Origin of the sequence: Pantoea sp. C2G6, from assembly GCF_051336815.1 — a bacterium.
In the GTDB taxonomy this organism is placed as follows: Bacteria; Pseudomonadota; Gammaproteobacteria; order Enterobacterales; family Enterobacteriaceae; genus Pantoea.
Map to the genome: position 1 here is coordinate 1 of NZ_JBGMNJ010000010.1, position 25,191 is coordinate 25,191.

At 52.2% G+C, this 25,191-nt stretch carries 25 protein-coding genes, 1 tRNA gene and 2 pseudogenes; 20 read left to right on the top strand and 8 right to left on the bottom strand.

What is annotated here, in order from left to right; genetic code table 11:
- The first annotated feature begins 379 nt into the window (after nucleotides 1-379).
- A complete protein-coding gene (locus tag ACCW71_RS14005) occupies nucleotides 380-826 on the top strand; it encodes a DUF6392 family protein (protein WP_436372302.1) in 447 nt (148 codons plus the stop codon).
- 257 nt (nucleotides 827-1,083) lie between these two features.
- Here the strand turns inward: ACCW71_RS14005 and ACCW71_RS14010 are convergent, their stop codons facing one another.
- Nucleotides 1,084-1,656 (bottom strand): serine acetyltransferase, encoded by a 573-nt coding sequence (locus ACCW71_RS14010; protein WP_436372304.1) that lies wholly within the window; start codon nucleotides 1,654-1,656, stop codon nucleotides 1,084-1,086.
- Between the two features lie 264 nt (nucleotides 1,657-1,920).
- Between ACCW71_RS14010 and ACCW71_RS14015 the strand changes: the two are divergent.
- Nucleotides 1,921-2,237, top strand: a pseudogene (locus ACCW71_RS14015) (IS3 family transposase); the annotation flags it as partial.
- A 357-nt stretch (nucleotides 2,238-2,594) separates the two neighbouring features.
- On the opposite strand, the gene ACCW71_RS14020 reads toward ACCW71_RS14015, so the two are convergent.
- Nucleotides 2,595-2,741: a hypothetical protein gene (locus tag ACCW71_RS14020; protein WP_436372513.1), complete on the bottom strand. Its 147-nt coding sequence runs from the start codon at nucleotides 2,739-2,741 to the stop codon at nucleotides 2,595-2,597.
- Between the two features lie 906 nt (nucleotides 2,742-3,647).
- On the opposite strand from ACCW71_RS14020, the gene ACCW71_RS14025 reads away from it, so the two are divergent.
- The 15 genes from ACCW71_RS14025 (at nucleotide 3,648) to ACCW71_RS14095 (ending at nucleotide 17,683) form a co-directional block, all read left to right on the top strand.
- The gene (locus ACCW71_RS14025) at nucleotides 3,648-4,766 is read left to right on the top strand and encodes a 1-propanol dehydrogenase PduQ (protein WP_436372305.1); all 1,119 of its coding nucleotides are present in this window, start codon (nucleotides 3,648-3,650) and stop codon (nucleotides 4,764-4,766) included.
- A 139-nt stretch (nucleotides 4,767-4,905) separates the two neighbouring features.
- Nucleotides 4,906-5,586 (top strand): phosphate propanoyltransferase, encoded by a 681-nt coding sequence (locus ACCW71_RS14030; protein ID WP_436372307.1) that lies wholly within the window; start codon nucleotides 4,906-4,908, stop codon nucleotides 5,584-5,586.
- A complete protein-coding gene (gene eutJ, locus ACCW71_RS14035; RefSeq protein WP_436372309.1) occupies nucleotides 5,579-6,403 on the top strand; it encodes an ethanolamine utilization protein EutJ in 825 nt (274 codons plus the stop codon). Before ACCW71_RS14030 ends, eutJ begins: the two co-directional genes overlap by 8 nt.
- 4 nt (nucleotides 6,404-6,407) lie before the next feature.
- Entirely contained in the window at nucleotides 6,408-7,124 is a 717-nt protein-coding gene (locus tag ACCW71_RS14040) for a flavoprotein (RefSeq protein WP_436372311.1), read from the top strand.
- Nucleotides 7,125-7,135: 11 nt separating this feature from the next.
- On the top strand, nucleotides 7,136-7,408 hold the full coding sequence (locus tag ACCW71_RS14045) for a EutN/CcmL family microcompartment protein (RefSeq protein ID WP_436372312.1): 273 nt from the start codon (nucleotides 7,136-7,138) through the stop codon (nucleotides 7,406-7,408).
- Nucleotides 7,409-7,432: 24 nt separating this feature from the next.
- Entirely contained in the window at nucleotides 7,433-7,930 is a 498-nt protein-coding gene (locus tag ACCW71_RS14050) for a GlcG/HbpS family heme-binding protein (RefSeq protein ID WP_436372314.1), read from the top strand.
- 31 nt (nucleotides 7,931-7,961) lie between these two features.
- On the top strand, nucleotides 7,962-9,158 hold the full coding sequence (tdcD, locus tag ACCW71_RS14055) for a propionate kinase (RefSeq protein ID WP_436372316.1): 1,197 nt from the start codon (nucleotides 7,962-7,964) through the stop codon (nucleotides 9,156-9,158).
- Nucleotides 9,159-9,444: 286 nt separating this feature from the next.
- Nucleotides 9,445-9,726 (top strand): propanediol utilization system shell hexameric protein GrpH, encoded by a 282-nt coding sequence (grpH, locus tag ACCW71_RS14060; protein ID WP_436372318.1) that lies wholly within the window; start codon nucleotides 9,445-9,447, stop codon nucleotides 9,724-9,726.
- 21 nt (nucleotides 9,727-9,747) lie between these two features.
- Nucleotides 9,748-10,533 carry a propanediol utilization microcompartment protein GrpI gene (gene grpI, locus ACCW71_RS14065; RefSeq protein ID WP_436372319.1) on the top strand — a complete coding sequence of 262 codons (786 nt, stop codon included), beginning with the start codon at nucleotides 9,748-9,750 and terminating at the stop codon, nucleotides 10,531-10,533.
- 60 nt (nucleotides 10,534-10,593) lie between these two features.
- Nucleotides 10,594-12,114 carry an aldehyde dehydrogenase family protein gene (locus tag ACCW71_RS14070; protein ID WP_436372321.1) on the top strand — a complete coding sequence of 507 codons (1,521 nt, stop codon included), beginning with the start codon at nucleotides 10,594-10,596 and terminating at the stop codon, nucleotides 12,112-12,114.
- Between the two features lie 23 nt (nucleotides 12,115-12,137).
- Nucleotides 12,138-12,437, top strand: a complete 300-nt coding sequence (grpK, locus tag ACCW71_RS14075) for a propanediol utilization system shell hexameric protein GrpK (protein WP_436372323.1) — start codon at nucleotides 12,138-12,140, stop codon at nucleotides 12,435-12,437.
- 10 nt (nucleotides 12,438-12,447) lie between these two features.
- Nucleotides 12,448-13,023, top strand: a complete 576-nt coding sequence (locus ACCW71_RS14080; protein WP_436372325.1) for a DJ-1/PfpI family protein — start codon at nucleotides 12,448-12,450, stop codon at nucleotides 13,021-13,023.
- 48 nt (nucleotides 13,024-13,071) lie between these two features.
- Nucleotides 13,072-15,624 (top strand): glycyl radical diol dehydratase GrpM, encoded by a 2,553-nt coding sequence (gene grpM / locus ACCW71_RS14085; RefSeq protein ID WP_436372327.1) that lies wholly within the window; start codon nucleotides 13,072-13,074, stop codon nucleotides 15,622-15,624.
- A 102-nt stretch (nucleotides 15,625-15,726) separates the two neighbouring features.
- The gene (locus tag ACCW71_RS14090) at nucleotides 15,727-16,644 is read left to right on the top strand and encodes a glycyl-radical enzyme activating protein (RefSeq protein ID WP_436372328.1); all 918 of its coding nucleotides are present in this window, start codon (nucleotides 15,727-15,729) and stop codon (nucleotides 16,642-16,644) included.
- A 133-nt stretch (nucleotides 16,645-16,777) separates the two neighbouring features.
- Nucleotides 16,778-17,683 (top strand): permease, encoded by a 906-nt coding sequence (locus tag ACCW71_RS14095; protein ID WP_436372330.1) that lies wholly within the window; start codon nucleotides 16,778-16,780, stop codon nucleotides 17,681-17,683.
- Nucleotides 17,684-17,795: 112 nt separating this feature from the next.
- Here ACCW71_RS14095 and ACCW71_RS14100 read toward each other — a convergent pair whose 3' ends face one another.
- The 4 genes from ACCW71_RS14100 to ACCW71_RS14115 all read right to left on the bottom strand — a co-directional run bounded on the left by ACCW71_RS14100 (nucleotide 17,796) and on the right by ACCW71_RS14115 (nucleotide 21,975).
- The gene (locus ACCW71_RS14100) at nucleotides 17,796-18,347 is read right to left on the bottom strand and encodes a BMC domain-containing protein (protein ID WP_436372331.1); all 552 of its coding nucleotides are present in this window, start codon (nucleotides 18,345-18,347) and stop codon (nucleotides 17,796-17,798) included.
- Between the two features lie 45 nt (nucleotides 18,348-18,392).
- A complete protein-coding gene (gene metK / locus ACCW71_RS14105; RefSeq protein WP_436372332.1) occupies nucleotides 18,393-19,544 on the bottom strand; it encodes a methionine adenosyltransferase in 1,152 nt (383 codons plus the stop codon).
- 119 nt (nucleotides 19,545-19,663) lie between these two features.
- Nucleotides 19,664-20,728 carry an AraC family transcriptional regulator gene (locus tag ACCW71_RS14110; protein ID WP_436372334.1) on the bottom strand — a complete coding sequence of 355 codons (1,065 nt, stop codon included), beginning with the start codon at nucleotides 20,726-20,728 and terminating at the stop codon, nucleotides 19,664-19,666.
- A 17-nt stretch (nucleotides 20,729-20,745) separates the two neighbouring features.
- Nucleotides 20,746-21,975, bottom strand: a complete 1,230-nt coding sequence (locus tag ACCW71_RS14115) for a sensor histidine kinase (protein ID WP_436372335.1) — start codon at nucleotides 21,973-21,975, stop codon at nucleotides 20,746-20,748.
- 573 nt (nucleotides 21,976-22,548) lie between these two features.
- On the opposite strand from ACCW71_RS14115, the pseudogene ACCW71_RS14120 reads away from it, so the two are divergent.
- Nucleotides 22,549-22,713, top strand: a pseudogene (locus ACCW71_RS14120) (GTPase family protein); the annotation flags it as partial.
- A 120-nt stretch (nucleotides 22,714-22,833) separates the two neighbouring features.
- Here the strand turns inward: ACCW71_RS14120 and ACCW71_RS14125 are convergent.
- Nucleotides 22,834-22,909: transfer RNA gene (locus ACCW71_RS14125), tRNA-Ile, on the bottom strand.
- Between the two features lie 202 nt (nucleotides 22,910-23,111).
- Nucleotides 23,112-23,903 carry an SDR family NAD(P)-dependent oxidoreductase gene (locus ACCW71_RS14130; RefSeq protein ID WP_436372336.1) on the bottom strand — a complete coding sequence of 264 codons (792 nt, stop codon included), beginning with the start codon at nucleotides 23,901-23,903 and terminating at the stop codon, nucleotides 23,112-23,114.
- A 138-nt stretch (nucleotides 23,904-24,041) separates the two neighbouring features.
- Between ACCW71_RS14130 and ACCW71_RS14135 the strand changes: the two genes are divergently transcribed.
- Both ACCW71_RS14135 and mug read left to right on the top strand, forming a co-directional pair.
- Nucleotides 24,042-24,626 (top strand): TetR/AcrR family transcriptional regulator, encoded by a 585-nt coding sequence (locus ACCW71_RS14135; protein WP_436372337.1) that lies wholly within the window; start codon nucleotides 24,042-24,044, stop codon nucleotides 24,624-24,626.
- Nucleotides 24,623-25,153 carry a G/U mismatch-specific DNA glycosylase gene (gene mug, locus ACCW71_RS14140; protein ID WP_436372339.1) on the top strand — a complete coding sequence of 177 codons (531 nt, stop codon included), beginning with the start codon at nucleotides 24,623-24,625 and terminating at the stop codon, nucleotides 25,151-25,153. The genes ACCW71_RS14135 and mug overlap by 4 nt, the downstream gene beginning before the upstream one ends.
- The last annotated feature ends 38 nt before the right edge of the window (nucleotides 25,154-25,191 follow it).

Here is a 25,191-nt window from a genome sequence, read left to right on the forward strand (position 1 = left end):
CATAAAAGATAGTGAAAAATTAATTGTTTTAATAATGATTAGCTTGTTATTTAATTAATAAATATGAACCACTATTTTAGCCGCCTGCTGATGGCAGTATGCCAACCTAAGCTTTGCCTGTTATCTTGCCACTGACCTCCGCGCAGTATCAGATGGAACTATCAGTGAGTCATGTCAGTTTGTTTGCCTTCAAATTTTTCCATTTATCCAACCATCCAGCAAAATCAGACCCGTTATGGGTTTTCAGCAACATCCCCATACGCCGGTTGTACACGGAAAAAGCCAGTATCCAGTTCACTTCCTGAGAACACATAATCTTTCTTATGCATATGCTTAGGCATTCGCGGATATGGCGGTCAAGGACCGTCCGAAGGCATAATTGATTAACAGCTTAGTAAAGAGTTACGCCAAGCTTGTTGATTCAGGTTTGGTTGTGTACAAATCCCCACCTAAAGGAGCGTCAGGTTCTCCAGTGCTTAGTTTGGACATGGGCAGGGAAGGCATTTTTCTATCGTTCTGGCGTGCTGGAAGGATTATAAAGGCTATTACGCTGACAATTCAGGAAGATAACTCCACTGACTGGATGTTTCCAGATGACCTTCCCGCACACTTAGAGAAACAAATGACTCGTCCGTGGGTTCATGACCACCCTGGTGAACCATTAACAAGCATACCTTCGAAAGTAATTATGAAGAGGAATTTTGGCTGCACGAATTTATACGAGGCAAAAGACTGGTCAGTTTCCACCAGTATGCAAATTAACTACGACGTGACGGATAGTGTAAGACCCGTCACATTTATGCCTATCTCAGAATTGCGCAGGTAAGGTGCCGACGGCCTTGCGGTAAAACAGCGCTAAAAAGATGGGAGAAAATTTCAATATTTTCCCCTTTCATTGATCCGCGGAGGAGCTGATTAAAAATTAACAATCAGAAATTTAATAAAATTTTAGATTGAACGTGAGAAGAGAGGATCGAATCTCATGGGGTTAGACAATCAGCAAAACCCGCAAGGCGAGCGCTGGCGCGGGCTTGGTGGCAGGAAAGCACTTTTGAAAACATGAAATGTGTAGCCGTGTGTTTGTCATTCAGCGTGCAATTTATTCGGGATCACATGCAACCTCTTTTCGCTATAAACCGTACTATTAGCGGGAATATCTTTGTTAACAAATGACATAGCGCCGATCACAACGTCGTCACCGATGCGAATCTTATCGGCGATGATGCAGGAGCACGCGCCAATGCTGACATTATTGCCAATAATAATAGATGCTGGCTCTTTATTAACATCTGCACCGGTAATGCCGATCGTGGCGTTTTGTCTTATCCGAAAGGAGTGACCGATGACTGCTGAACCATTTATGACGATTCCGTGATGATGCGAAATCACCATTCCAGGTCCGATGTGGGCACCCAGCTGAATCTCAGTCCCATATTTGAAAACCAGTTTTCTGTTTATTTTTGCTGCGCGTTTTTTCAGAAATCTGCTGTCTGAGTGATGCCAGTACGAGGCGATACGCCACCAGAAGTAGAAACGGCGATTGGGGCATTTGATAGCTTTATGCAGCGCCCTGAACCACGAAAACTTCTTAGCGCTCATGAGTACTTCACGGCGCAAGCATTCATGCAAATGTTCCGATCGTAATTTTTTATCCATAACGCCTTATCCCTTAGCATTTGCGGGGAAATTTAAAGGTAATCAGTTCGAAATGCAACTTTGCCTCAGCCTTTATCAGATGGAGCATTAACCTCGATCCTGTGTGAACGATGCCGGGTTCATGAAGCAACAGGGAATATGAGGAGGCACAAAAGGGGAGTGCTGCATATGGAAATAAAAAATCTACTTTGCTGGAAAATGGGTTAATTATATGATTTTAAGGTTAAAATTTGGTGACCCTACTGAATTTAAAGCAGCGATTATAAGAACCAGGGTCTGGAAAGCAGCATGAGTCGTCGTGGTAATTGCCACGACAACGCGGTTGCAGAAATCTTTTCCAGCTACTGAAACGTGAACGTATAAAGAAAAAGCTCTACGGAGCGCGGGAGGAAGCCCGCAGCGATATTTTTGATTACATCGAAATGTTCTATAACCGCAGGTTTCGGCATCGTTCGGGCAATAAAATGCCACCGGTACTGACACTCGCTTTCAGTACCGGCGGCGTTGAACAACGAGCCGCGAGGCATCAGTTAATACAAAAAGAGATATGTGCGTTAACCTGTCGGTTATCTACCGAATAGCTGATGGTATTATTGAGGGAATATACTTTCCCACTATACGCAACATTGATGTGTTCATTATCAGTACTATTTATGCTGCTGATAGTGCCATTTCCTACCAGAAAGGGGATTTCATCACTCAGCTTACGGATAATGACTTCATCATTTCCGATGATTTCTCCCGCCAGATAAAATCGATAGATGATGGGTACGGTCGCATTACCCTCTCTGTTTATGGTGGTGTAGAGCCACAGGTGCTCATTGATTTTATAGCTGTGTTGTAGCTCGTCTCCTGCGCGTGTATCGCCTGTGTGATTCAGGTATATGAAACTACTGACCAGAAGTAGCAGGAGAATGGTCAAAAAAATATGCGTCCGTTTAATAACCGTTCTGACGTGCATACGCAATCCCTTCTCTGATATAGCGCTGGTCGGTCGGGTCATCACCATAAGGTGGCTTTTGATACCAGTGCCCCCATTCAGGTTGAGATGTACCTGCATGACTTTGAGCCCATCCCGCACCCATTAGCAAAATGTTTTCAGGTATTCCAGCAGCAATGCCTGTTGCTCCAAAATTGAAAATTTCCAGAGTTGGCAAAGTAGGGGTTAAACTGCTTGTAATCCCATCGTCCGCGATTTCTGACCATTTGATAAAACCAGTAGTAAGTCGATGCCGTTGCCATATTTGCTGGCATACCGTTTCGACGCGCCTCGCGCATATTGCTTCTGATTACCTGTGCGCCGGGTCCCATGGGTACTGTCGCCATCTGAACACTCCTTCCCTTTTGAAATGCTTAAGCATATTACCAATGAAATTTGGTTTATAAATATACTGATTTCCTTCTGATACTTAATTTTTGAAGCGTATGCCAAAGGTGCAGGGCTTTGCCTGGGGTCAGGCTTGCCAGTTTTCACCGCGTGCCGTCAGAGCTGACGCGGATCTAAAGTGGTCATGCAATTGCATTAAACCTGCCCATAAAGTGGACAGGCGTGGCGAGGAGAGCATTGCGCGCGACGGGCGTAAACATCTCTGAGCCAGTATGTCTTGATAACGCGGATGAGGGACTGTATGACAGTTTTATCCGGCCCCTCTTTTAAGAGTGACGTTCATAGGGACGAAGAGCTTTTGTGTTATCAGGAAACGTAACAACAAATTTTGCCGGGTAACGCTGGGTCAGTTCCCCGACTTCACCGTAGAGCAGACGCGCATAAATAACACGCTGGTTTTATTCACTCTCTGATAATAAATATCGTGTTTTATCGTATCAGATTTCAGGAGGTGTTTATAAAAGGACTTTTTTGCCCAGGAAAAAATAATACCGCAAAATAATCCTCCTGCTGCACAAACATCCTCAGCCTCTTCAAAACCACGCCATGTTAGGTTAACGGCATCGTATCTGGTCGTTTATTCCTGTCATTAAGGTAGTTGCACATGGCCCGCTATTATTTTTCCTGCCCTGAAGTTTATTTTGGCGAAGAGGCAATGACTGCCCTGAGCCAGTTTAATGATAAACGAGTTGGCATCGTAACCGATGATTTTATGGTGTCATCGGGTAAAACTCGTTATTTGATCAACCACATGCCGCAGGCAGCGGTCTGTATTTTTGGCGAGGTTAAACCCGATCCAGACATCGATATTCTGACCGCGGGCGCGGCGTGCTTTAAAGCGTTTAAACCCGATGTGATTATCGCCCTTGGCGGCGGCTCGTCACTGGATGCGGCAAAGGGGATCAAAGTCACGCTGGAAGAGTATTTTGCCGATCATCACATTGATCTGATCGCCATTCCCACCACCAGCGGATCCGGCTCTGAAGTGACCTCTTATGCGATCATTTCCGATCCGCAAAATGGCCGCAAATACCCGCTGATCTCGGAACATCTGGTACCGGATATGGCCATTCTTGACCCTAATCTGGTGCTAACCGTGCCGCGCCCGGTGGCGCTAGATACCGGGATGGACGTATTGACCCATGCTATCGAGGCCTTTGTCTCCACCGGTGCTAACGACTTCAGCGACGCGCTGGCGGAAAAAGCCATCGCGTTGACCTGGCGCCATCTTCCGCAGGTTTTCAGCGACGAAAAAGACATTGCGGCGCGCACCCATATGCACAACGCCTCCTGTATGGCGGGCATGGCGTTTAACTCCGCCGGACTGGGGTTGGTGCACGGCATGGCTCACGCCATCGGCGGGATGCTGCATATTCCGCACGGCAAAATCAACGCCATGCTGCTACCGATCGTGATTGATTTCAACAGTCAACAGGCGAGCGCTGAGACCCGCGATCGCTATCACCGCTGCGCGCAGATGATGGGCATTGACCATGCGGTGCCGGAGCAGGCCATCGCGCTGATGACGCAAGCCATTCGTCAGAACAACCGTTATTTCGGCATCCCTGCCACGCTCAGCGAACTGGGCACCGATCGGGCGAAAGTCGCCGCTTTGCGCAGCGCGCTGGTGAACTCGGCGCTGGCCGACGGCTGTACCGCGTCGAATCCGCGCCGGGCAACGGCGCAGGATGTTGAGGGGCTAATTGACCAGATTACCGGCTAGCTGGACAACGTTGTCCAGCCTGCGCGAAGCGGTCAAAAAAGTCCTGCTGATAAACAAAAACCGGGCGTCGTGACTCCCTATGCTGATCAACAGATACCCAGTACCCATGAGATAACCCACTAATCAGGTCGTTTCCGTTATGAATTACACCGAGCAACAAGCTGAATGGATTACCCGACAAATCCTGAAAGATCTCGCCGCCAGGAAAAGCCCGGCAGCCCCTGCGCCTGTCGCGCTGGATATTCCGGTGGGCGTGTCCAATCGCCATGTGCATCTGTGCCGTGAAGATATGGACATCCTGTTCGGCTACGGTTCCACGCTGACCCGCTTTAAAGCGGTCAAGCAGCCCGGCCAGTATGCCGCCGAAGAGATGGTGACGCTGCGCGGGCCGAAAGGCGAACTCCATAAAGTGCGTGTGTTAGGGCCGCTGCGTAATACCACACAGGTGGAAATTTCCGTGGCCGACGGTTTTACGCTGGGCGCTAGAGCGCCGGTGCGTATGTCGGGGGATCTGCTGGATTCACCGGGCATTGAAATCATCGGCCCGAAAGGGCGGGTGGTGAAACAGAACGGCATGATTGTCGCCTGGCGTCATATCCATATTTCGCCCGAAGAGGCTGAGCTGCACGGCCTGCGCGACGGGATGGAAATCGACGTGCAAGCCAATGGCCCGCGCGGCGGCGTGCTCAGCCACGTGGTCGTGCGTGTCACAGCGGATGCGGTGCTGGAACTGCATATCGATGTGGAAGAGGCCAACGGTTTCGGCCTGCGCAACGGCGATACCGTTCGCGGCATTAAACAGGATATGCGTCATGGCTGACAGCCCCGAAAACCGTCGTTTGCACGAACTGGCCGCGCTGATTGACAGTGGCGAATGCCGGCCCTGCACCGGCGCGTTGAAGGTGGGGGTGGATCTCGGCACCGCCAATATTGCCATCGTGGTGGTGGATGAAGATAACGAGCCGGTGGCAGGGGTAACGTACCCCTCTGCCGTAGTGAAAGATGGGGTGGTGGTGGATTACCTGACCGCCAGCCGGGTAGTCATGCGTCTTAAACAGATTCTTGAACAGAAACTGGGCCGCACCCTGGATCACGCGGCGACCGCAATCCCACCGGGGATCTCTGAAGGCAACACCAAAGTCATCGTTAATGTGGTGGAATCGGCGGGCTTTATTGTGACCCGGGTACTCGATGAACCGGTCGCCGCCGCCAGCGCGCTGAATGTCAAAAACGGCGCGGTGGTGGACGTCGGGGGAGGCACCACCGGCATGAGCATTTTGAAAAGCGGCAAAGTGACGTTCAGCGCCGACGAACCCACCGGCGGCAGCCATATGACGCTGGTGCTCGCTGGCGCACTGGGTTTGCCTTATGCCGAGGCGGAAGAGATGAAAAAAGATCCGGCGCAGGAAGCGCAGGTCTTTACCCTGGTGCTGCCGGTGGCCCAGAAAATGGCCAGCCTGGTGTCGGGATGGCTCGCCAGCCAGCGGGTAAAAAATATTTATCTGGTAGGTGGCGCGAGCAGCTTCAGCCAGTTTGCCGCCGTGTTCAGCAAACAAATCGGTAAAAATGTGATCCCTTCGGTAGAGCCGCTGTTAGTCACGCCGTTAGGCATCGCCATGAATGCGGGCCAGGGGTAACGCAATGGACAACCAGACTTTATCGCAACGGCTGGACCGGATCATCGCTGAAGTATTGGCACAATCCGTGGTGCAGAAAAATGTCCGTGTGGTGGTGACCGGTGAGGATATTGCCTCGTTGCCGCAAACATTGAGCTGCCTCGTGGCGCTTGAGCAGGCAGGGTATCAGCTGTGGGCCAGTTTTTCTCACAGCGCCAGCCGGTCGGCGCTGAAATCGGCCTGCACGGATGCGCTAAGCCAGCGCGGCTCTCGCGCCGGATTTGACCGATCGCCGCCTTACTATGAAGCGCTCTATCTGCCTGCGCTCTCTGTTAACAGCATGAGCAAAATTGCGCTGGGCATTCGCGATAATCTGGCCAGTGAAGCGGTATTTCAGGCGCTACAGCAGCGTAAACCGATTATCGCTACGCTGCATCCGCACTGCGTCGATAGCGCATTGCCGCTGCCGCTGCTGTCTCGTCTGGAAGGTTACGCGCAGGTCCTGAAGAGCTATGGCATTGCGCTCTCCGGCAAACGCGCGGCCCATGCCCGCCTGGTATCGGGAAGCCAGACCATACCCGCCACCGCTCCGCCAGTAGCCGGTAAAAAACGTTTAATCACCCTGCGCGACATCCGCCTGCTGGCCACCGGCACAGCGCTGCGCGTTGATAACAATACGCTGATTACCCCTGCCGCCAGAGATGAAATCCAGCGGCGCAATCTCACCGTTATCCACGGATAGCCGGAGGAAATATGTACCTCGCAAAAGTCACTGGCGCACTGGTTTCCACCACCAAACACGCCTCGCTGAATGGCTCGAAGCTGCTGATGGTGGCGCGGCTCGATGAAAACTATCAGCCGACCGGCTATGCCCAGGTGGCCGTGGATACTGTCGGCGCGGGCAATGGCGAGATTGTGATCGTCACCACCGGCAGTTCGGCGCGTATGAGCAACAGCAAAGATCACTCGGTGGTCGACGCTGCCGTGGTGGGGATCGTCGACTCGCTCGAACTTAACGGTAAATAGCGGCACGCACCCTGAGGAATAGTTATGTCTGTGAATGAGGCTTCACTCGACACCTGGATTAACGAGGCTATCGCCACGCAGTTACCGGAACGCCGGATGTCGCTGAGTCTGGAGGAGAGCGAACTGCTGGCAAAGCTGGCCCGGGAAGTGGCCCAGACCTGCAATGTGCCCATCGTTTTTAGCCTGGTGGATGCCTGCGGCCAGCAGCGATTCTTCTTCAGCATGGATAACGCCCTGCTGATCAGCCATACCCTGGCACCGCAAAAGGCCTGGACCGCGGTAGCGCTCAAAATGCCAACCCATGAACTGGCCACGCTGGTACAGCCGGGCGGTGATTTGTACGGTCTTGAGAAAGAAAAAGATATCTGCTGCTTCGGCGGCGGTTTTCCCTGCTGGTCGGGCGGGCGTTTGCTCTGCGGCATCGGCATCAGCGGCGGCAGCGTTGAGGAGGATATGCTCATCGCCCGCCAGGCGCTGGCGCGGTTTAGCGCGCTGCGTTATCCCCTCGCAACAAGCCGTTAATTTTTTATTTCAGTCCATTTCAGGGGTCATCATGTCCTTAGCTTGTGTATTAGTGATTAACTGTGGTTCCTCATCAATGAAATTCTCCGTCATTCCTCAGGATGCCGACCAGCCGTTGCTGTCGGGCCAGGCGGAGCGGCTGGGCATTGATGATGCCGTCATAACGTTTAAAGACCGGGACGGCCATAAATCCACCGTCGCGCTGGATGACGCCAGCCATCAGCATGCGCTCAAAGTGCTCTTCGCGAAGCTCGATGAACAGCAACTGCTGGAAGCCATCAGCGCTATCGGGCACCGCGTGGCGCACGGCGGCAGCGACTTCAAAAGTTCAGTACGGGTTACCGACGACGTGATCGAAAAAGTCCGCGCGCTGTCGGCGCTGGCCCCGCTGCATAACCCTGCCAACCTGATCGGTATTGAAGCGGCCCGGGCCCTGCTGCCCTCGTTGCCGCAGATTGCGGTGTTCGATACCGCGTTCCACCAGACCCTGTCTCCGGCGGCTTACACCTATGCGATCCCGCTGGAGTACCAGCAGGATTATCAGGTGCGGCGTTACGGCTTTCACGGAACGTCTCACCGCTATATCGCCGCCGAGGCGCTGACATCACTGGATCTCGACCCGGCGGATCACGGCATCGTGATTGCCCACCTGGGCAACGGTTCTTCGCTGTGCGCGGTGCAAAACGGCGTGAGCGTCGACACCTCAATGGGTATGACCCCGCTGGAAGGGCTAGTGATGGGCACGCGCTGCGGGGATCTTGATTTCGGTGCCGTCGCATACCTGGCAAAATGCACCGGTCAAACGTTCGACGGGCTGTACAAAATGGTTAATAACCAGTCCGGCCTGCTGGGAATTTCCGGCTTATCCAGCGATTGCCGCACCCTTCAGCAGGCGCGGGATGAGGGCCACGAACGGGCAACCTTAGCCATCGACGTGATGGTACATCGTCTTGCACGGCATATCGGCGGCCATGTGACCTCGCTTAAACGCTTCGATGCGTTGATTTTCACCGGGGGCATTGGCGAAAACTCGGCGTTGATTCGCGAACTTACCGTGCAACGCCTTCAGGCGCTGGGACTGGAACTGGACGCAGATCGTAACCAGCAGCTGTTCGGCGGGCGTAGCGGACTGATTTCAAAAAGCGGCACCACGAAGATTGCGGTCATCCCGACCAATGAAGAAAAAATGATTGCTATAGATGCCGCGAAGATTGCCCGTACGGCATAACAAATTGGCAAAAATGCGACCGCTTTAACAGTAATTATTATTGCTGTTCAGCCCGAAATTATTTTGCGCAACGCAATATAAACGCAGCTCTTTGATTGCCGGCTCTGGGTGGATTTTATTGTCAATTGCCGGCGTGAAAAAACAAGATAGTCCCGCTGACGCGCAAAACATTTTGTCTGAATAACCTTAGCATCATGATGAATCAATAATTTACGCACAGGAGTAAATCCGTGGATTGCTATTGCTCTGTGCACGTTTTCCTACTATCAGAAATATCGAGGTTATTATGCAACAAGAAGCATTAGGCATGGTTGAAACGAAAGGCCTGGTTTCTGCAATTGAAGCCGCAGATACCATGGTGAAATCCGCCAACGTGACCCTGGTCGGTTATGAAAAAATCGGTTCTGGTCTGGTAACCGTGATGGTTCGCGGCGACGTAGGCGCAGTGAAAGCCGCGACAGACGCGGGCTCCGCCGCTGTGGGTAAAGTCGGTGAACTGGTTTCCGTACACGTTATTCCGCGCCCACACATTGAGGTGGAAAAAATTCTTCCTAAAGCCGTCGGTTAATAACAATAAAGGATACTGATCATGAGAGATAATCTTGTTGAGCAGATTATATCTGACGTAATGAATAAACAAACCGACGCCCAGCCGAAAGCCAAAACCGCAGCAAATTTCGCGGGTTGTGGTATTACGGAATTTGTCGGTACGGCGTTGGGTCACACTATCGGCCTGGTGATTGCCAATGTCGATAATCAATTGCATGAAGTCATGAATATCGACAAGAAATATCGCTCTATCGGTATTCTGGGAGCGCGCACTGGCGCAGGTCCGCAAATTTTTGCGGCTGATGAAGCGATTAAAGCAACCAACAGCGAAATTATTTCTATTGAGCTGGCCCGCGATACCGAAGGCGGTGGCGGGCACGGTTGCTTAATTATTTTCGGTGCGTCTGATGTTTCCGACGTCAGGCGTGCGGTTGAAGTGGCGCTGTCTGAAATTGAACGCACCATGGGTGACGTTTATGGCTCGCCAGCCGGGCATCTTGAATTTCAGTACACCGCACGTGCCAGCAACGCGCTGAATAAAGCGCTGGGTGCGCCGATTGGCAAATCCTTCGGCATGACCTGCGCCTCGCCTGCGGCGATTGGCCTGGTGATTGCCGACGCTGCGGCGAAATCGGCCGTGATTGACCCGGTGGGTTATGCCAGCCCGTCGAAAGGCACCAGCTTCAGTAATGAAGTCATCTTCACCTTCTCCGGTGATTCTGGTGCGGTACGCCAGGCGGTGATTGCCGCGCGTGAAGTCGGTCTGCAACTGCTCTCCACGTTAGATCCGGCGGAAATTAAATCCACCACGACGCCGTATATCTAAGCATCGGGTGACGACGCGCGCGACGCAGTCGGCAGAGCTAGAGCTGTAAGGAATTTAAAGATGAATGATATTGAAATCGCTCAGGCTGTCTCGAACATTCTGAGCAAATTCACCCAGGCAACACCGGATGCGGCTCCGGCTGTGACTCCTGCCACGTCAGAAGCGGCGCGGGTTGACGGGCTGGATGACATCGTCGCTAAGGCGCTGGCGCAGCAGTCCTCCGGGCGCGCCGCCTGTGCGATCTCTCAGGAAGAGAACGCTGGCAGCGGCGCATTTGATACCATGGATGAGGCGATTTCCGCCGCGGTTCTGGCGCAGGTGCAGTATCGCCACTGTTCTATGCAAGACCGCGCCTCATTTATCAATGGCATTCGGGACATTTTCCTGCAGGAAGATGTGCTGTCCTCCCTCTCCCGCATGGCGGTGGAAGAGACCGGCATGGGGAATTACGAGGACAAACTGATCAAAAACCGCGTCGCAGCGCTGAAAACGCCAGGTCTTGAAGATCTGGCCACCCGCGCGATTAGCGGAGACGGGGGCTTAACGCTGCTCGAGTACTCCGCGTTCGGGGTGATTGGTTCGATTACGCCAACGACTAACCCGACCGAAACCATCATCAACAACAGTATCGGTATGCTGGCGGCGGGCAATACCGTGGTGTTCAGTCCGCATCCACGCTCGCGCAACGTGTCGCTGTACGCGGTTGAGCTGATCAACAACAAGCTTGCCCGGTTGGGCGCACCGGCGAACATGGTGGTAACGGTGACCAAACCGTCCATCGACAACACCAACGCCCTGATCAACGACCCACGTATCAATATGCTGGTAGCGACCGGCGGTCCAGCCATCGTGAAAACCGTAATGTCATCCGGTAAGAAAGCGATTGGTGCAGGCGCAGGCAACCCGCCAGCGGTGGTGGACGAAACGGCGGACATCGAAAAAGCCGCCCGTGACATTATTAAAGGCTGTAGCTTCGACAACAACCTGCCGTGCGTGGCGGAAAAAGAGGTGATTGTGGTGAACCAGGTAGCGGACTATCTGATCCACTGCATGAAGAAAAGTGGTGCCTATCTGCTGTGCGATAGAAAGCTGATTCAACAACTGCAATCGCTGGTGCTTAACGAAAAAGGCACCGGGCCGAATACCGCCTTTGTTGGCAAAGATGCGCGCTACATCCTGCAACAGCTGGGGATTACGGTTGGCGACGACATCAAAGTCATCTTAATCGAAACGGAGAAAACCCATCCGTTCGTAGTGCACGAGCTGATGATGCCGGTCCTGCCGCTGGTGCGCGTCGATAATGTTGATGAAGCGATTGATCTGGCAGTGAAAGTGGAGCACGGCAATCGCCATACCGCGATTATGCACTCCACTAACGTCGAAAAGCTGACCAAAATGGCGCGCCTGATCCAGACCACCATCTTTGTTAAAAATGGTCCCTCTTATGCGGGACTGGGGGTGGGTGGCGAAGGGCATGCCACCTTTACGATTGCCGGACCGACCGGTGAAGGGCTTACGTCAGCGCGGGCGTTTGCACGTCATCGTCGCTGCGTAATGGTTGAAGCGCTGAATATTCGCTAACCATCGTGAAGGGTAACTCAAAGATGAAAAAACGGATCATAAACGCGCCGACCGCAGATATTCTGGCCATGTTGAAACGGCGTATGCCAGGGGAGTTTCGTTCACGTCTGGATTTGATTCGCATCGATGCCATTGGTTTATTAATGCTGCCGGTTCCGGATCTCTATTTTTATGCCGACATAGCCAGCAAAAGCGCCAATGTGGTGGTATCGGAAATCTTTGGCAGTTGCCCTCAGCACATCACCACCCTGGCCATTTTTGGCGAATTTGCGGCGGTGCATGAAGCCATGCGAATCATTGAGGAAGACGACAACCCGTTTTGAGAGCTCGCTTATGAAGAAGATATTACTTATCGCAGGCGATTTCTCTGAAGACTATGAGGTCATGGTGCCATGGCAGGCATTAAGCATGTTAGGTTTCAGAGTGGATGTAGTGTGTCCGGGCAAACGAACCGGCGAGTTTATTAAAACCGCGATTCATGATTTTGAAGGTGATCAGACCTATACCGAGAAACCCGGACACCTTTTTAGATTAACCGCATCATTTGATGACATAAGAGTACAGGAATATTGCGGCATTTATATTTCAGGCGGACGTTCATCGGAATATCTGCGACTGAATAAGTCGGTGCTGAAGATCGTGCATTACGCGATGAATGTAACATTACCTGTTGCTGCAATTTGTCATGGTCCACAAATCCTGGCCGCTGCCGGGGTATTAAAAGGCAGGAAACTGACGGGATATTTTACGGTAAAACCGGAAGTGGAAATGGTGGGCGGCATGTGGGTTACTGCCGCAGATGATGAGGCCGTTGTGGATGGCAATTTAATCACTGCGACCACCTGGATGGGGCATCCGGCAATATTACGTCACTTTATTACTCAAATGGGTATCAGCATTATTTATTAATACCCCGGAATCACCGCAAGGTTAACAAAATATACTCGGGAGTTTTATATGTTAGAGAAAGGCTTTTCTAATCCAACAGACCGTGTTGTAAGACTGAAAAATATGATCCTGACGGCGAAGCCGTATGTGGAATCAGAGCGCGCAGTGCTGGCAACCGAAGCATATAAAGAAACAGAACAGCTGCCGGCGATTATGCGCCGTGCGAAAGTCGTTGAAAAAATCTTTAATCAATTACCGGTGACGATTCGCCCGGACGAATTAATCGTTGGCGCGGTAACCATTAATCCTCGATCAACTGAAATCTGCCCTGAGTTCTCCTATGACTGGGTGGAAAAAGAGTTCGGGACTATGGAACACCGTATCGCCGACCCGTTCATTATCCCGAAAAAGACCGCTCAGGATCTGCATGAAGCGTTTAAATACTGGCCGGGCAAAACCACCAGCTCTCTGGCGGCATCTTACATGTCAGAAGGCACCAAAGAGAGTATGGCGAGCGGCGTATTCACCGTCGGCAACTACTTCTTCGGCGGCGTCGGCCACGTCAGCGTTGACTACGGTAAGGTGCTGAAAATCGGTTTCCGCGGCATCATCAATGAAGTCAGCCACGCGCTGGAAGCATTAGATCGCACCGAACCGGGCTATATCAGGAAAGAACAGTTCTATAACGCGGTGCTGATCAGTTACAACGCGGCGATCCGTTTTGCCCATCGTTACGCCGAAGAAGCGTCTCGCCTGGCGCAGCAGGAGAGCAACCCGACCCGCAAACGCGAACTGGAGCAAATCGCTCAAAACTGTACCCGCGTACCGGAATATGGCGCGACCACATTCTGGGAAGCATGCCAGACCTTCTGGTTTATCCAGAGCATGCTACAGATTGAGTCCAGCGGCCACTCTATCTCCCCGGGGCGTTTCGATCAGTATATGTATCCGTACCTGGCGGCGGACAAATCTATCTCGCGTGAATTCGCGCAGGAGCTGGTGGATTGCTGCTGGATCAAGCTTAACGACATCAACAAAACCCGTGACGAAGTCTCGGCCCAGGCGTTCGCCGGTTATGCGGTGTTCCAGAACCTGTGCTGTGGCGGCCAGACTGAAGATGGCCGCGACGCCACCAACGACCTGAGCTACATGTGTATGGAAGCGACCGCGCATGTGCGTCTGCCGCAGCCATCTTTCTCTATCCGCGTCTGGCAGGGTACGCCTGATGCGTTCCTGTATCGCGCTTGCGAACTGGTGCGTATGGGGCTGGGCGTTCCGGCCATGTACAACGATGAAGTGATCATCCCGGCACTGCAAAACCGTGGCGTTTCGCTGCGTGACGCGCGTGATTACTGCATTATCGGCTGCGTAGAGCCGCAGGCGCCGCATCGTACCGAAGGCTGGCATGACGCCGCGTTCTTTAATGTCGCTAAAGTGCTGGAAATTACCCTGAACAATGGTCGCGTCGGCAGCAAACAGCTGGGCCCGGTAACCGGCGAACTGACTCAATACACCAGCATGGACGACTTCTACACCGCGTTCCAGAAACAGATGGCGCACTTTGTTCATCAACTGGTTGAAGCCTGTAACAGCGTGGATATTGCCCACGGCGAACGCTGCCCGCTGCCTTTCCTGTCTGCACTGGTGGACGATTGCATCGGTCGTGGTAAATCCCTCCAGGAAGGTGGCGCGATTTATAACTTCACCGGTCCGCAGGCGTTCGGCGTGGCCGATACCGGCGACTCCGTATACGCCATTCAAAAACAGGTGTTTGAAGACCGCAAACTCTCTCTGGGTGAGTTGAAAAACGCGCTGGATGCCAACTTTGGTTATCCGGTCGGCGCGAACCCGCATACCCCGGCGGCAAAATCTTCGCTCAACGAGCAGGATATTTACGCGGTGGTGAAACGTATTATCGAGCAGCACGGTGCACTGGACCCGGCGGCAATCAAAGACGAAGTGTATCGTCAGCTGACTTCTGGCGATGCGGCACCGGTGCAATCCGGCACGCTGTCCCGTCACGAAGAGATCCGCCGTATCCTGGAGAATACCCCCTGCTTCGGTAACGACATCGACGACGTGGATTTAGTGGCGCGTAAATGTGCGTTGATCTACTGCCAGGAAGTTGAGAAATACACTAACCCGCGCGGCGGCCAGTTCCAGGCCGGTATCTACCCGGTTTCTGCTAACGTTCTGTTTGGTAAAGATGTTGCCGCACTACCGGATGGTCGTCTGGCGAAAGAACCGCTGGCGGATGGCGTGTCTCCGCGTCAGGGTAAAGACACCCTTGGCCCAACCGCCGCAGCCAACTCGGTTGCTAAACTGGACCACTTTATCGCCTCCAACGGTACGCTCTATAACCAGAAGTTTCTGCCGTCTTCGTTGGCGGGCGAGACTGGTCTGCGTAATTTCAGCGGCCTGGTGCGTAACTACTTCGATAAGAAAGGGATGCACGTACAGTTCAACGTTATCGACCGCAACACCCTGATCGAAGCCCAGAAAAACCCTGAACAACATCAGGATCTGGTGGTACGTGTAGCGGGCTATAGCGCTCAGTGGGTCGTTCTGGCGAAAGAAGTTCAGGACGACATCATCAGCCGTACTGAGCAACAACTGTCGTAAATACCCGACGGGCTATACAGCAATATATAGCCCGTTATTTTCCTCATGACTTTTTATTTTTACCTGAAAGGGTAATTCATCTGGCAAATACAGAGTGATGTTATGAATAAAGTTGAGTGCGAAACCGAAGGCGCCATATTTAATATTCAACGCTATTCTTTGCATGATGGTCCAGGCATTCGCACCATCCCTTTTTTTAAAGGCTGCCCGCTGTCCTGCAAATGGTGTAGTAACCCTGAATCACAACGTCCACAGCCAGAGTTATTATTTAAAAAGAACGATTGTATCCGCTGTGGAAAATGTATTGAGGTTTGCCCGCAGCAGGCGCTTTCCACCCATAATACCTGGTTTGTCGATCGCGACCGCTGCATTCAGTGTGGTAAATGTACTGAAGTTTGCCCGACCCGCGCGCTGGAAATGAAGGGTAAGCGCATGTCGGTAACGGAAGTCATGCGCGAGCTGGAAAAAGAAGAGAATTTATACCGTCGCTCAGGCGGCGGGATCACTTTATCCGGCGGTGAACCGCTGGCGCAGCCAGAGTTTGCCCGCGAGCTGCTTAAAGCCTGCAAAGCCAAAGGCTGGCACACCGCCATTGAAACTACCGGTTTTACCACCAGAGAGGTGATTAATGAGGTATTTCCCTATGTCGATCTGGCGCTAACCGACATTAAAGCTATCAACCCGGAAATTCATGAGCGCAACACCGGCGTGAATAACAGGGTGATTCTGGAGAACCTGCTGCGCATATCCTTTTTAACCAAAGTGGTGGTGCGTATTCCGGTGATCCCCGGCGTGAATGACAATCCGCAGGAAATCCATGATATTGCGGAATTTGCCCGTCTGATGCAGAACGTCGATACCATTCATTTATTGCCTTATCACAGCTTCGGTGAAAATAAATATAACTTACTGGGCCGCAACTATCCGATGGGCGATGCAAAAAGTATTGAAGAAGCCAGAATGGCAGATCTAAAAGCAACCGTTGAATCCTTAGGCTTTAACTGCCATATCGGCGGTTAATCAGCTGTGTAATAAGCGTGCGGGGAAAATGCTGCGCTTTTCATTTGTGATGAATGTTATTTTTATCATAAAAGCCTGGAGCTGATATCTATTTCTTGTTTAGTCATTTAATCCTATTACAGAGGTAAGCTGGATGAATAGCTTAGATATTTTAGTCGCCTTCGGCGGCGGAATATTTGGCGCAGCTATTGGCGCGTTGGCGGCGTTTGAATTTGTTGGGCTACTGATTATCGCTATGGCGGTAGTGCAAATTATTACCCTCGCACCCTCGGACTTTATTACTTTCCCGTTTGGGCTGTTTGGCCCGCATACCGGCGGCTTTGCCGCAGGGGTTGCGGCCACGGCGTATGCGGCGAAGAAGGGCAAACTGGGTTCCGGGCGCGATATTACTGCCGGGCTGAGCGGTCTGGCGGCTTACGATGTGCTACTGATCGGTGGGGTTTTCGGCGCAGGTGGTTACATCATCGCCTGGGGGCTAAACCAAATCCCGGCCTTTCCGTCCGGTCATGCCTGGACCGATACCGTGGCGTTGACCGTCGTAATCTCTGGCATGGTCTCGCGGCTGGTTTTCGGCAAAACGGGCCTGTTTGGCAAACCGGAGCAGGGCGTTCGTCACTGTTATCCGCCGCAGGATAAGTGCTGGATGCCTTACCATAGCCGCATTCCGCAGCTTTCCGTACTGGGACTGGGTATGGGGCTGCTGGCAGGCTTTTTAGGTCTGAAGTTTGGCGGCAATGGCGCGCTGCTGGCGTTTGGTATTTCCGCATTCTCGCTGATTTTCCTGCACTTCAACACTCAGGTACCGGTGTCACATCATATTGCGCTGCCTGCTGCGCTGGTGGCGGTACTGTCAGGTAGCCTGATTTGGGCTGGAATCGTCGGGATAATCTGTGCATTGTTGGGTGAACTGATGTCGCGTATTTTCCTGGTCCACGGTGACACCCACATTGATCCACCGGCGATGGCCATTGCCATAATGACCACAGTGATCAACCTGCTGGCGACCCTGGGTTTATTTACTCTGGTTCCCCTGTTTTAATTCCGCCCAGTCACAAGCCAGCAGGTTATGCCTGCTGGCTTTTTGTTAGCTCTCAGACATAAAAAAGCCGCGATAAAAGAAGATTTATCGCGGCAGCATCATAGCGGTTTAATTATCTTTTCTTGCCGCCGGGACGAGGGCTTTTTTTTGCCACTTCCGGCGGCGCGTCTGATTTTGTCGGTTCAGTATTTTCCGCACTGAGTCTGGGTTGTTGTTCCTGCGCTGTGGACGGAGGCGCGTCATCGACGGCATCCATGCCGGATATGCGGGTTGACGTACCAGGGTTGACCACCGGAGTTGCCGGTGAAGGCGCCTCTTCAGCCGGCGGCGCTGGCTCTGTAGCAGGCGCAGGCGTTTCAGGTTCAGGCTGCACGACGCCGACGGTCTCTTTAGAGTGAATAATATGGCCGATATGCTGCGCAGTGCGGGCGATCACCTTGTGGGCATACACGTCGCCAACCCGGCCTGCCGCGCTGATAGCTGCCGCGACCGCCGCGTTAATCGCGCCTATTTCACCTTCCAGCTTCACGGTGACCATCCCGCCGCCTTTAGTTAACTCATAGCCTACCAGGCTGACGTTAGCAGATTTCATGGCGGCATCGGCAGCTTCTACCGCTGCTGCCATTCCGACAGTTTCGATTAAGCCTAAACTTTGCCCGGACATATACTTCTCCTGTAGATAAATTCAACTGTGCTGCGCGTCGTCGTCTTAACGTCCGACGTCTTCGCATAAGAGCGCCGCTTTATCCGTGACTTCCCACGGAAAGCTGTCGCGACCAAAGTGGCCATAGCAGGCCGTCTTACGATAGCGGGGGACCAGCAGGTCGAGCATAGTAATGATGCCGAACACGCTGAGGTCAAAATGGCGGTTAACGGCTTGCTGCAACGCCTCAGAGGAGACGTTTTGCGTACCGAAGGTGTTAATCCTGACAGAAATGGGGCGGGGCAGGCCGATGGCCCATGCCAGCTGGACTTCACAGCGTGAGGCAAGCCCGGCGGCGACGATGTTTTTCGCCACATAGCGGGCAGCGTAGGCGGCGGAACGATCGACCTTCGACGGGTCTTTACCGGAAAACGCGCCGCCGCCGTGGCAGGCTGCACCGCCATAGGTATCGACGATAATTTTACGGCCCGTCAGGCCGCAGTCGCCCACCGGCCCGCCAGTCACAAAACGGCCAGCCGGATTCACCAGAAAGCGGGTTTGCGGCGTAAGCCAGCGCGCAGGTATCACCGGTTTGACGATCTCTTCGATGACCGCTTCACGTAGCGCGTCCAGCGAAACGTCCGGGCTGTGTTGGGTCGAAATCACAATGGTATCTACCGAATGAACGCGGCTATCCTGATAGCGCAAAGTAACCTGGCTTTTGGCATCGGGAAGGAGAAACGGCAGCCGCTGGGATTTGCGCAACTGCGCCTGGCGCGCCATCACACGATGGGCGTAAATCAGCGTGGCGGGCATCAGTTCCGGCGTTTCGTCACAGGCGTAACCGAAGGTGATACCCTGATCGCCCGCGCCCAGTTCTTCCCTTGAATGGCCGCGAATACCGTCAGCAATATTGGCGGACTGTTTGCCGAGAATGTTCACTACGCCGCAGGTATTGCCATCAAACCCCAATCGCGAATGGTTGTAGCCAATCTCTTTAATCGTATTGCGGATTATCTGCTCTATATCTACGGTGGCATGGGTAGAGATTTCTCCTGCGACAATAGCGAGACCGGTTTTCACAAGGCATTCGCAGGCAACCTTACCCCACGGATCCTGTAGGAGTATGGCATCCAGAATGGCATCGGAAATCTGGTCAGCCATTTTATCGGGATGCCCTTCGGCAACGGATTCGGAGGTAAACCGGTAATCGTTCAAAGCGAGGCCACATGTCTGGAGGGGTTATTCCTATCTTAGGGGGCAACCAGACAAGTGGGCGTAAACTATCTTGCGGGCGTATTGGACTATTTTGTTTGCATTATCGGGCCAGCGCAAAATCATGCCATCGCCGCGTAATCCCCCGGTGTCACGACTTTTCGATAATCAGAGGGGGCCATGCCGGTCTCTTTTTTGAAGATGCGGCAAAAATAGTTTGAGTCCTGGTATGCCAGTTCCAGCGCAATGGTGTTCACTTTTAAATCGCTGAACTGCAACAACGATTTGGCGATAGCAATTTTGCGCGTGGCAATATAGTTCGAAAATCCGATCCCGGTCATTTTCTTAAAGGCGCGACTCAAATAGCAGGAGCTGACAAACGATTTTGCCGCCACGTCATCGAGCGTCAGGTTTCTGAGTATATTTTTCTCAATATGAAATTTCGCGCGTTCGATAAAGTCGATATTGCCTGTATAGCTTTTGAAGGCATAATCAAACAGCTCTTCGCTGATGGTCAGCAGGCCGGTCATGATGCGGAAATAACGGCTTTCCATCACGCCATACTGGTTGATTTCGGTGATCAGCGCGGCGACTTTACGGTTAGCCGATGTTAACTTTTCCCCTCTGGCGGTCATATACTGGCTAATGATTTCCAGAAGATCGATCACGTCTTTGCGCTTATCTTCATCCATCATCTCTATCGGACAGGCACTGTTGATGGTGTCAAAAATAAAGCTGTGCCACTGGGCGTAATCACAATTGTCTATCATAGCGAACACTTTCTGCTTCAGGGCGCGCGATTTTTCATTATCCCCTTCGTCGAATGCCAGGGTTCTTTTGATGGTGTCGGTCAGGATGTTTTTTTTCACCGGCTTGAGCAGATAATCATCCACTTTGAGGTTGTACATACTGCGCACAATATCAAAGTCGTCATTAGCCGTGGTGACGATGACCTTAGTATCGCTGTTTTTTTTCTTCAGATATTCAACCACCTGTCTGCCGTTCGGCAATGGAATATTAATGTCCACCAGGATCATATCGATCTGGCTCAGTTGGTCGATCAGCTGAATCGCTTTTTTACCGGTTGAGGCTTCATGGATTACGGCGTTTTCTACACACTGGGAAATAATCCGCCGCAGAGATTCTAATTCGATGGGCTCATCTTCAACGATAACAATGTTAAACATATGTCCTCTCCCTGATATCAGGCTTCCAGCATCGGGAACCGAAGTTTAATGGTTGTACCCATTCTGGGTTTATTAGGGCTCATGATCTCCAGGCCATAGCTCTCGCCAAATAACAGCTTCAATCTGTTTTTTATGTTGTTAATGCCGATACTGCCTTTTTGCAAATTTTGGTCGCCTGACAAAATGCGGTTGATGGCATCTGGCGCGATGCCATCGCCGTTGTCGGTGACTTCGATGATCACGTCCTGGCCGTCGCCCATGGCACGGATCAGCAGATGACTACTGCTGTCCCGTGGCTCCACGACGTAGTTAAAGAAGTTTTCCACCAACGGTTGCAGGATCAAAAACGGACAGACGACATCCAGATATTTTTCCGGAATATCGCACTGATAATCGAAGCGGTCACTCATGCGCACTTTTTGAATCGACATATAGCTGTTGACGTAATTCATTTCATTGCGCAGCGTAATCAGTCCGTGATTATTTTTACGTAACAAATAACGCATCATGTCAGAGAAATCGTGCACCATGGTTTCGGTGCGCTGCGCATCTTCCAGAAAAGCCAACCGCCCGATGGTATTTAACACGTTAAATAAAAAATGAGGGTTTATCTGGTAAGAGAGCGCTTTAAATTCTGCTTCATGTAATGAACGTTCTATCTCTACACGCTTTCTTAATTCATTAGTCAGCTCGAGATCTTTTTTACGCAGTTCGCGTTGGATATTATTGGTGTGCGCCTGTTCGACCAGATAAGATGATACGTGTAATAACGTCGAGGCAGTGGACTCAAAACGTTCATACGGCATGCGACTCGTATTCTGGTGCAGATGAATTAACCAGGGGTTTTCTTCCCAGACTTCATTATTATTCAAAATATAAGGAATGCTCTGTTCTTTCTCTTCTTCGACTTTAACCTGGCCGGAAATAAACGCGCCGAGATAATGATCGTTAATCATGATCGGAACGGAGAATTCGACAAAACCGCAGTAGCAGCGATAGACCACCGGTTTACGAGCATGCATCGCGGCGCGGCCACCGGCGTTATCGCTTTCATAACAGTGGTGCGCCAGCGTCGGGTTGAGACGCGAACGCGCACAAAAGTCTGAAAACCCGCTGGGTTTAGTGACCGGTACGCCATTCTCATCCACCACCACCAGCGCGATCATCATTGATTTTGAAAAGTTGTCTTGCAGGGTCTGAAGGCGTTTCACATCCAAAAACTCATGTAATTTATATTTATACATCATACTTTCAGCCTGCATCTTTAAAGCATTATCGCATGTTTAAAAATAACCGATCTGGCGGAAAAAAATATTGAAACGGATCACGGCAGCTAAATAATATTTAAAAGTAATGTTAATGGGCTATGTTTGATGTTGCTTGCGTGTAACGGAGGATGGTGATTATTTGTCGATTGGATTAATCTTAATAAAAAATAACGGTTTTAACTTGATGGTTATTTTAAATTTCCCACTAATGCGACATGAAAGGCTTTTCATTTCCTGGTTAACATTAATAGTGCTGTAGATATTATGAGTAATCTATTGTCGGGCAGGAGACGGGTAGCGATATTATAACAGGATGGTTAAGGATCAGCTTAAGTTGTCTGCCTGGATTATAAGAGGCTTCATAACGGTTCCATAGCGCTCTTACAAAACCTACAACTTCGCTAACCGGAAATAACGCCATGTGATCACCACTGAACAAGTGCAGAAGAATTTATATGGTGTAATTTGTCATCCTCTCGCCCCTCAGTAATAAGATAAGCATAAGGAAAATCCTGGCTCCGGCAGCGGATCGCCAACCATTACTCCTGGCGCATCCTGCTCGAGTTGGATTTAGTCATGTGGGTTATTAAACTCGATGATCGCGCTCTGTCGGTGGGCGAGCGTTTTTATCGTAATGTCATGCTGGCGTACCAGCACCGCGTGTCGCTTGTGGTCAGCCAGACAGACAAGACAGAACCTTGCCATCAGTGGAATACTGTCCATATCCGGGGGTTGGCAGCTAGATGACGTGGACAGGTAGACAATTCTTTATCTGACCCGAATCGCACCCAAAGAAAAAGGAGTCAGACGATTTCTCATCTAACTCCTTGTTTTATTTGGTGGCCCCTGCTGGGTTTGAACCAGCGACCAAGCGATTATGAGTCGCCTGCTCTAACCACTGAGCTAAGGGGCCAGCGGAGCGGGGATTATAAAGTATCTCTTTCAGGCGATCCAGCGCTCAGCCATCGGTTGCTGAAATAATCAGCAGGGACTTACCTGCTGATTTTTCTAACAAATATGACGAGCCGCATTAACCTGATAGCAAAACGGCTCGGATCATCTTTCTCTCCGCCTTTAATCAAACCCGGCTTATGACCCTGTGGCTAACCGCTGACTCAGTTCTGACGATAGCGGGTAGCGGACCGGTCCCGCGAAAGGTGCGGCACCATTGCCCCCCGCGCCTGATCGTAGTCGTGCCACATCTGCACATCTTCCAGCGCCGGAATCGTTACCGCTTCTTTGCTGTCGAGCCCGGCAAGGGCGGCGTCTACCATCTCATCAACGTCCATCAGCATTTCGGCAGGGATGTCATTGAGCGACTGACCAGCGCGGTCAAAAATTTCGGTACGAGTCGCGCCAGGCAGTACCGCCTGTACCTGTACGCCGCTCTCCGCCAGCTCACGTTGCATCGCACGTGTCAGTGTCAGCACGTATGACTTGGTGGCGTTATAGGCACCGTTGAACATCTCATGGATCAGTGACAGTACCGAGGCGATGTTAATGATAATGCCCTGACCGCGTGTTTTAAACGCCCGCCCGGCAGCCTGAGCCAGACGGGTAGGTGCCACAATATTTAACGCCAGCATCGTGTTAATGCGCGCGATGTCTGCGTCCAGAAACTCCCCCTCGACGCTCATGCCTGCGTTGTTCAGCAACAGCGTGATCTGCGCGTTATTGGTCAGCGCTGACTCCACCCGCAGCAGGTCGGGCTCATGCGTTAAGTCAGCCGTCATCACCTCAACCTGAATATTGTGCTGCTGCTTCAGATTGTCCGCTAAGTGGGTCAGTCGCGCCTGATCCCGTGCGACCAGAATCAGATCATAGCCGCGGGCGGCCAGTCGTTTTGCATAAGTCGCACCGATACCGCTGGATGCGCCGGTGATTAAAGCTGTGCCTGGTGTTGTCATCTTCTCTTCCTCGTATGATGGTCATCATAATTGATGTTAATATGACGATCATCATATCTGCCGTCAAGCTGGAATATGATGAGCGTAATAATTACTATAATAGCCAGAAGCGATGCAGCAGAAACGGCAGGAGAGGATATGGAGAAGCAGAGCAGTAAGGCGCATACGCGACAGCGTATCCTTAGCGAAGCGGCGCGCGTGATGCGCGAAACCGGCACCGAAGGGATCGGAGTGGCGGCGCTGATGAAGCGGGTAGGGCTGACGCACGGCGGTTTTTATGCGCACTTTGCCTCGCGTGAAGAGCTGGTTCAGGAGGTGCTGAAACAGATGTTCGTCGAAGCGGGCAACTTTGTCCCCGCCGGGCCGGTTACACAGCCAGCTCAGCAGTTGAATGACTTTATTGATAGCTATCTCTCTGAGGCGCATCGCAACGCGCCAGCACAGGGCTGTCCTCTCTCTGCTCTGGTCAGTGAGGTGGCTCACCTGCCGCAACCAACGCGCCAGATCTTCGCCGAGGGGTTTGATACGATGCACGCCGCGTTAGCCCAGGTTCTGCGTGAGCTGGCGCTACCGGATGCTGAGGCGCTGGCTTCCAGCATGCTGGCGGAGATGGTCGGCGCGCTGGCACTGGCGCGAGCCTGCCCGGACGCGCAACAGGCCAGCCAGATGCTGCAACGCAGCCGTGCTGCCCTGAAGCAGCGCGCCCTGAAGGTGGCGGCATGAGTGAACATACTATCCGCGACATTATCGCCTCGAATCTTGAAGTGCTGTTCTGCGGTATCAATCCAGGCCAGTCAACCGCCCATCACGGGTTTCACTTTGCGCATCCCGGTAATCGCTTCTGGAAAGTGATCCATCTGGCGGGTTTTACGCAGCAGCAGCTGAAGCCGGAAGAGGAGCAGCGCTTAACGGAAACCGGCTGTGGTATCACTATGCTGGTTGAGCGACCCACCGTGCAGGCGAGCCAGCTGGCACCGGATGAACTGCGCGAAGGTGGCAAGCGTCTGATGGAAAAGGTGCTGCATTACCAGCCTGCCGCGCTGGCTATTCTCGGTAAGGATGCGTTCCGGCGCGCGTTTCAGCAGAGCAAAGTGGAGTGGGGCAGACAGCCGATCTTTATGGGAAAAACGCAGGTATGGGTGTTGCCGAATCCCAGCGGTCTGAACCGGGCGTCACTGGAGGAGATGGTGGAGTCTTATCGCCAGCTTTACACCGCACTGCATCAGGGAAGAGAGGGCAGGGGAGAATAGCGGCTGATCAGCAGGCATAAAAAACCCCGGCGAACCGG

Coding starts and splice junctions, on each gene's coding strand:
- ACCW71_RS14030 (WP_436372307.1), top strand. CDS start 4,906: ATGAATTACACCGAGCAACAAGCTGAATGGATTACCCGACAAATCCTG.
- ACCW71_RS14050 (WP_436372314.1), top strand. CDS start 7,433: ATGTCTGTGAATGAGGCTTCACTCGACACCTGGATTAACGAGGCTATC.
- ACCW71_RS14080 (WP_436372325.1), top strand. CDS start 12,448: ATGAAGAAGATATTACTTATCGCAGGCGATTTCTCTGAAGACTATGAG.
- ACCW71_RS14025 (WP_436372305.1), top strand. CDS start 3,648: ATGGCCCGCTATTATTTTTCCTGCCCTGAAGTTTATTTTGGCGAAGAG.
- grpK (WP_436372323.1), top strand. CDS start 12,138: ATGAAAAAACGGATCATAAACGCGCCGACCGCAGATATTCTGGCCATG.
- grpM (WP_436372327.1), top strand. CDS start 13,072: ATGTTAGAGAAAGGCTTTTCTAATCCAACAGACCGTGTTGTAAGACTG.
- ACCW71_RS14115 (WP_436372335.1), bottom strand. CDS start 21,975: ATGATGTATAAATATAAATTACATGAGTTTTTGGATGTGAAACGCCTT.
- ACCW71_RS14010 (WP_436372304.1), bottom strand. CDS start 1,656: ATGGATAAAAAATTACGATCGGAACATTTGCATGAATGCTTGCGCCGT.
- ACCW71_RS14100 (WP_436372331.1), bottom strand. CDS start 18,347: ATGTCCGGGCAAAGTTTAGGCTTAATCGAAACTGTCGGAATGGCAGCA.
- mug (WP_436372339.1), top strand. CDS start 24,623: ATGAGTGAACATACTATCCGCGACATTATCGCCTCGAATCTTGAAGTG.
- grpI (WP_436372319.1), top strand. CDS start 9,748: ATGAGAGATAATCTTGTTGAGCAGATTATATCTGACGTAATGAATAAA.
- ACCW71_RS14095 (WP_436372330.1), top strand. CDS start 16,778: ATGAATAGCTTAGATATTTTAGTCGCCTTCGGCGGCGGAATATTTGGC.
- tdcD (WP_436372316.1), top strand. CDS start 7,962: ATGTCCTTAGCTTGTGTATTAGTGATTAACTGTGGTTCCTCATCAATG.
- ACCW71_RS14090 (WP_436372328.1), top strand. CDS start 15,727: ATGAATAAAGTTGAGTGCGAAACCGAAGGCGCCATATTTAATATTCAA.
- ACCW71_RS14110 (WP_436372334.1), bottom strand. CDS start 20,728: ATGTTTAACATTGTTATCGTTGAAGATGAGCCCATCGAATTAGAATCT.
- ACCW71_RS14135 (WP_436372337.1), top strand. CDS start 24,042: ATGGAGAAGCAGAGCAGTAAGGCGCATACGCGACAGCGTATCCTTAGC.
- grpH (WP_436372318.1), top strand. CDS start 9,445: ATGCAACAAGAAGCATTAGGCATGGTTGAAACGAAAGGCCTGGTTTCT.
- ACCW71_RS14130 (WP_436372336.1), bottom strand. CDS start 23,903: ATGACAACACCAGGCACAGCTTTAATCACCGGCGCATCCAGCGGTATC.
- ACCW71_RS14070 (WP_436372321.1), top strand. CDS start 10,594: ATGAATGATATTGAAATCGCTCAGGCTGTCTCGAACATTCTGAGCAAA.
- ACCW71_RS14045 (WP_436372312.1), top strand. CDS start 7,136: ATGTACCTCGCAAAAGTCACTGGCGCACTGGTTTCCACCACCAAACAC.
- eutJ (WP_436372309.1), top strand. CDS start 5,579: ATGGCTGACAGCCCCGAAAACCGTCGTTTGCACGAACTGGCCGCGCTG.
- ACCW71_RS14020 (WP_436372513.1), bottom strand. CDS start 2,741: ATGGGTGCGGGATGGGCTCAAAGTCATGCAGGTACATCTCAACCTGAA.
- ACCW71_RS14040 (WP_436372311.1), top strand. CDS start 6,408: ATGGACAACCAGACTTTATCGCAACGGCTGGACCGGATCATCGCTGAA.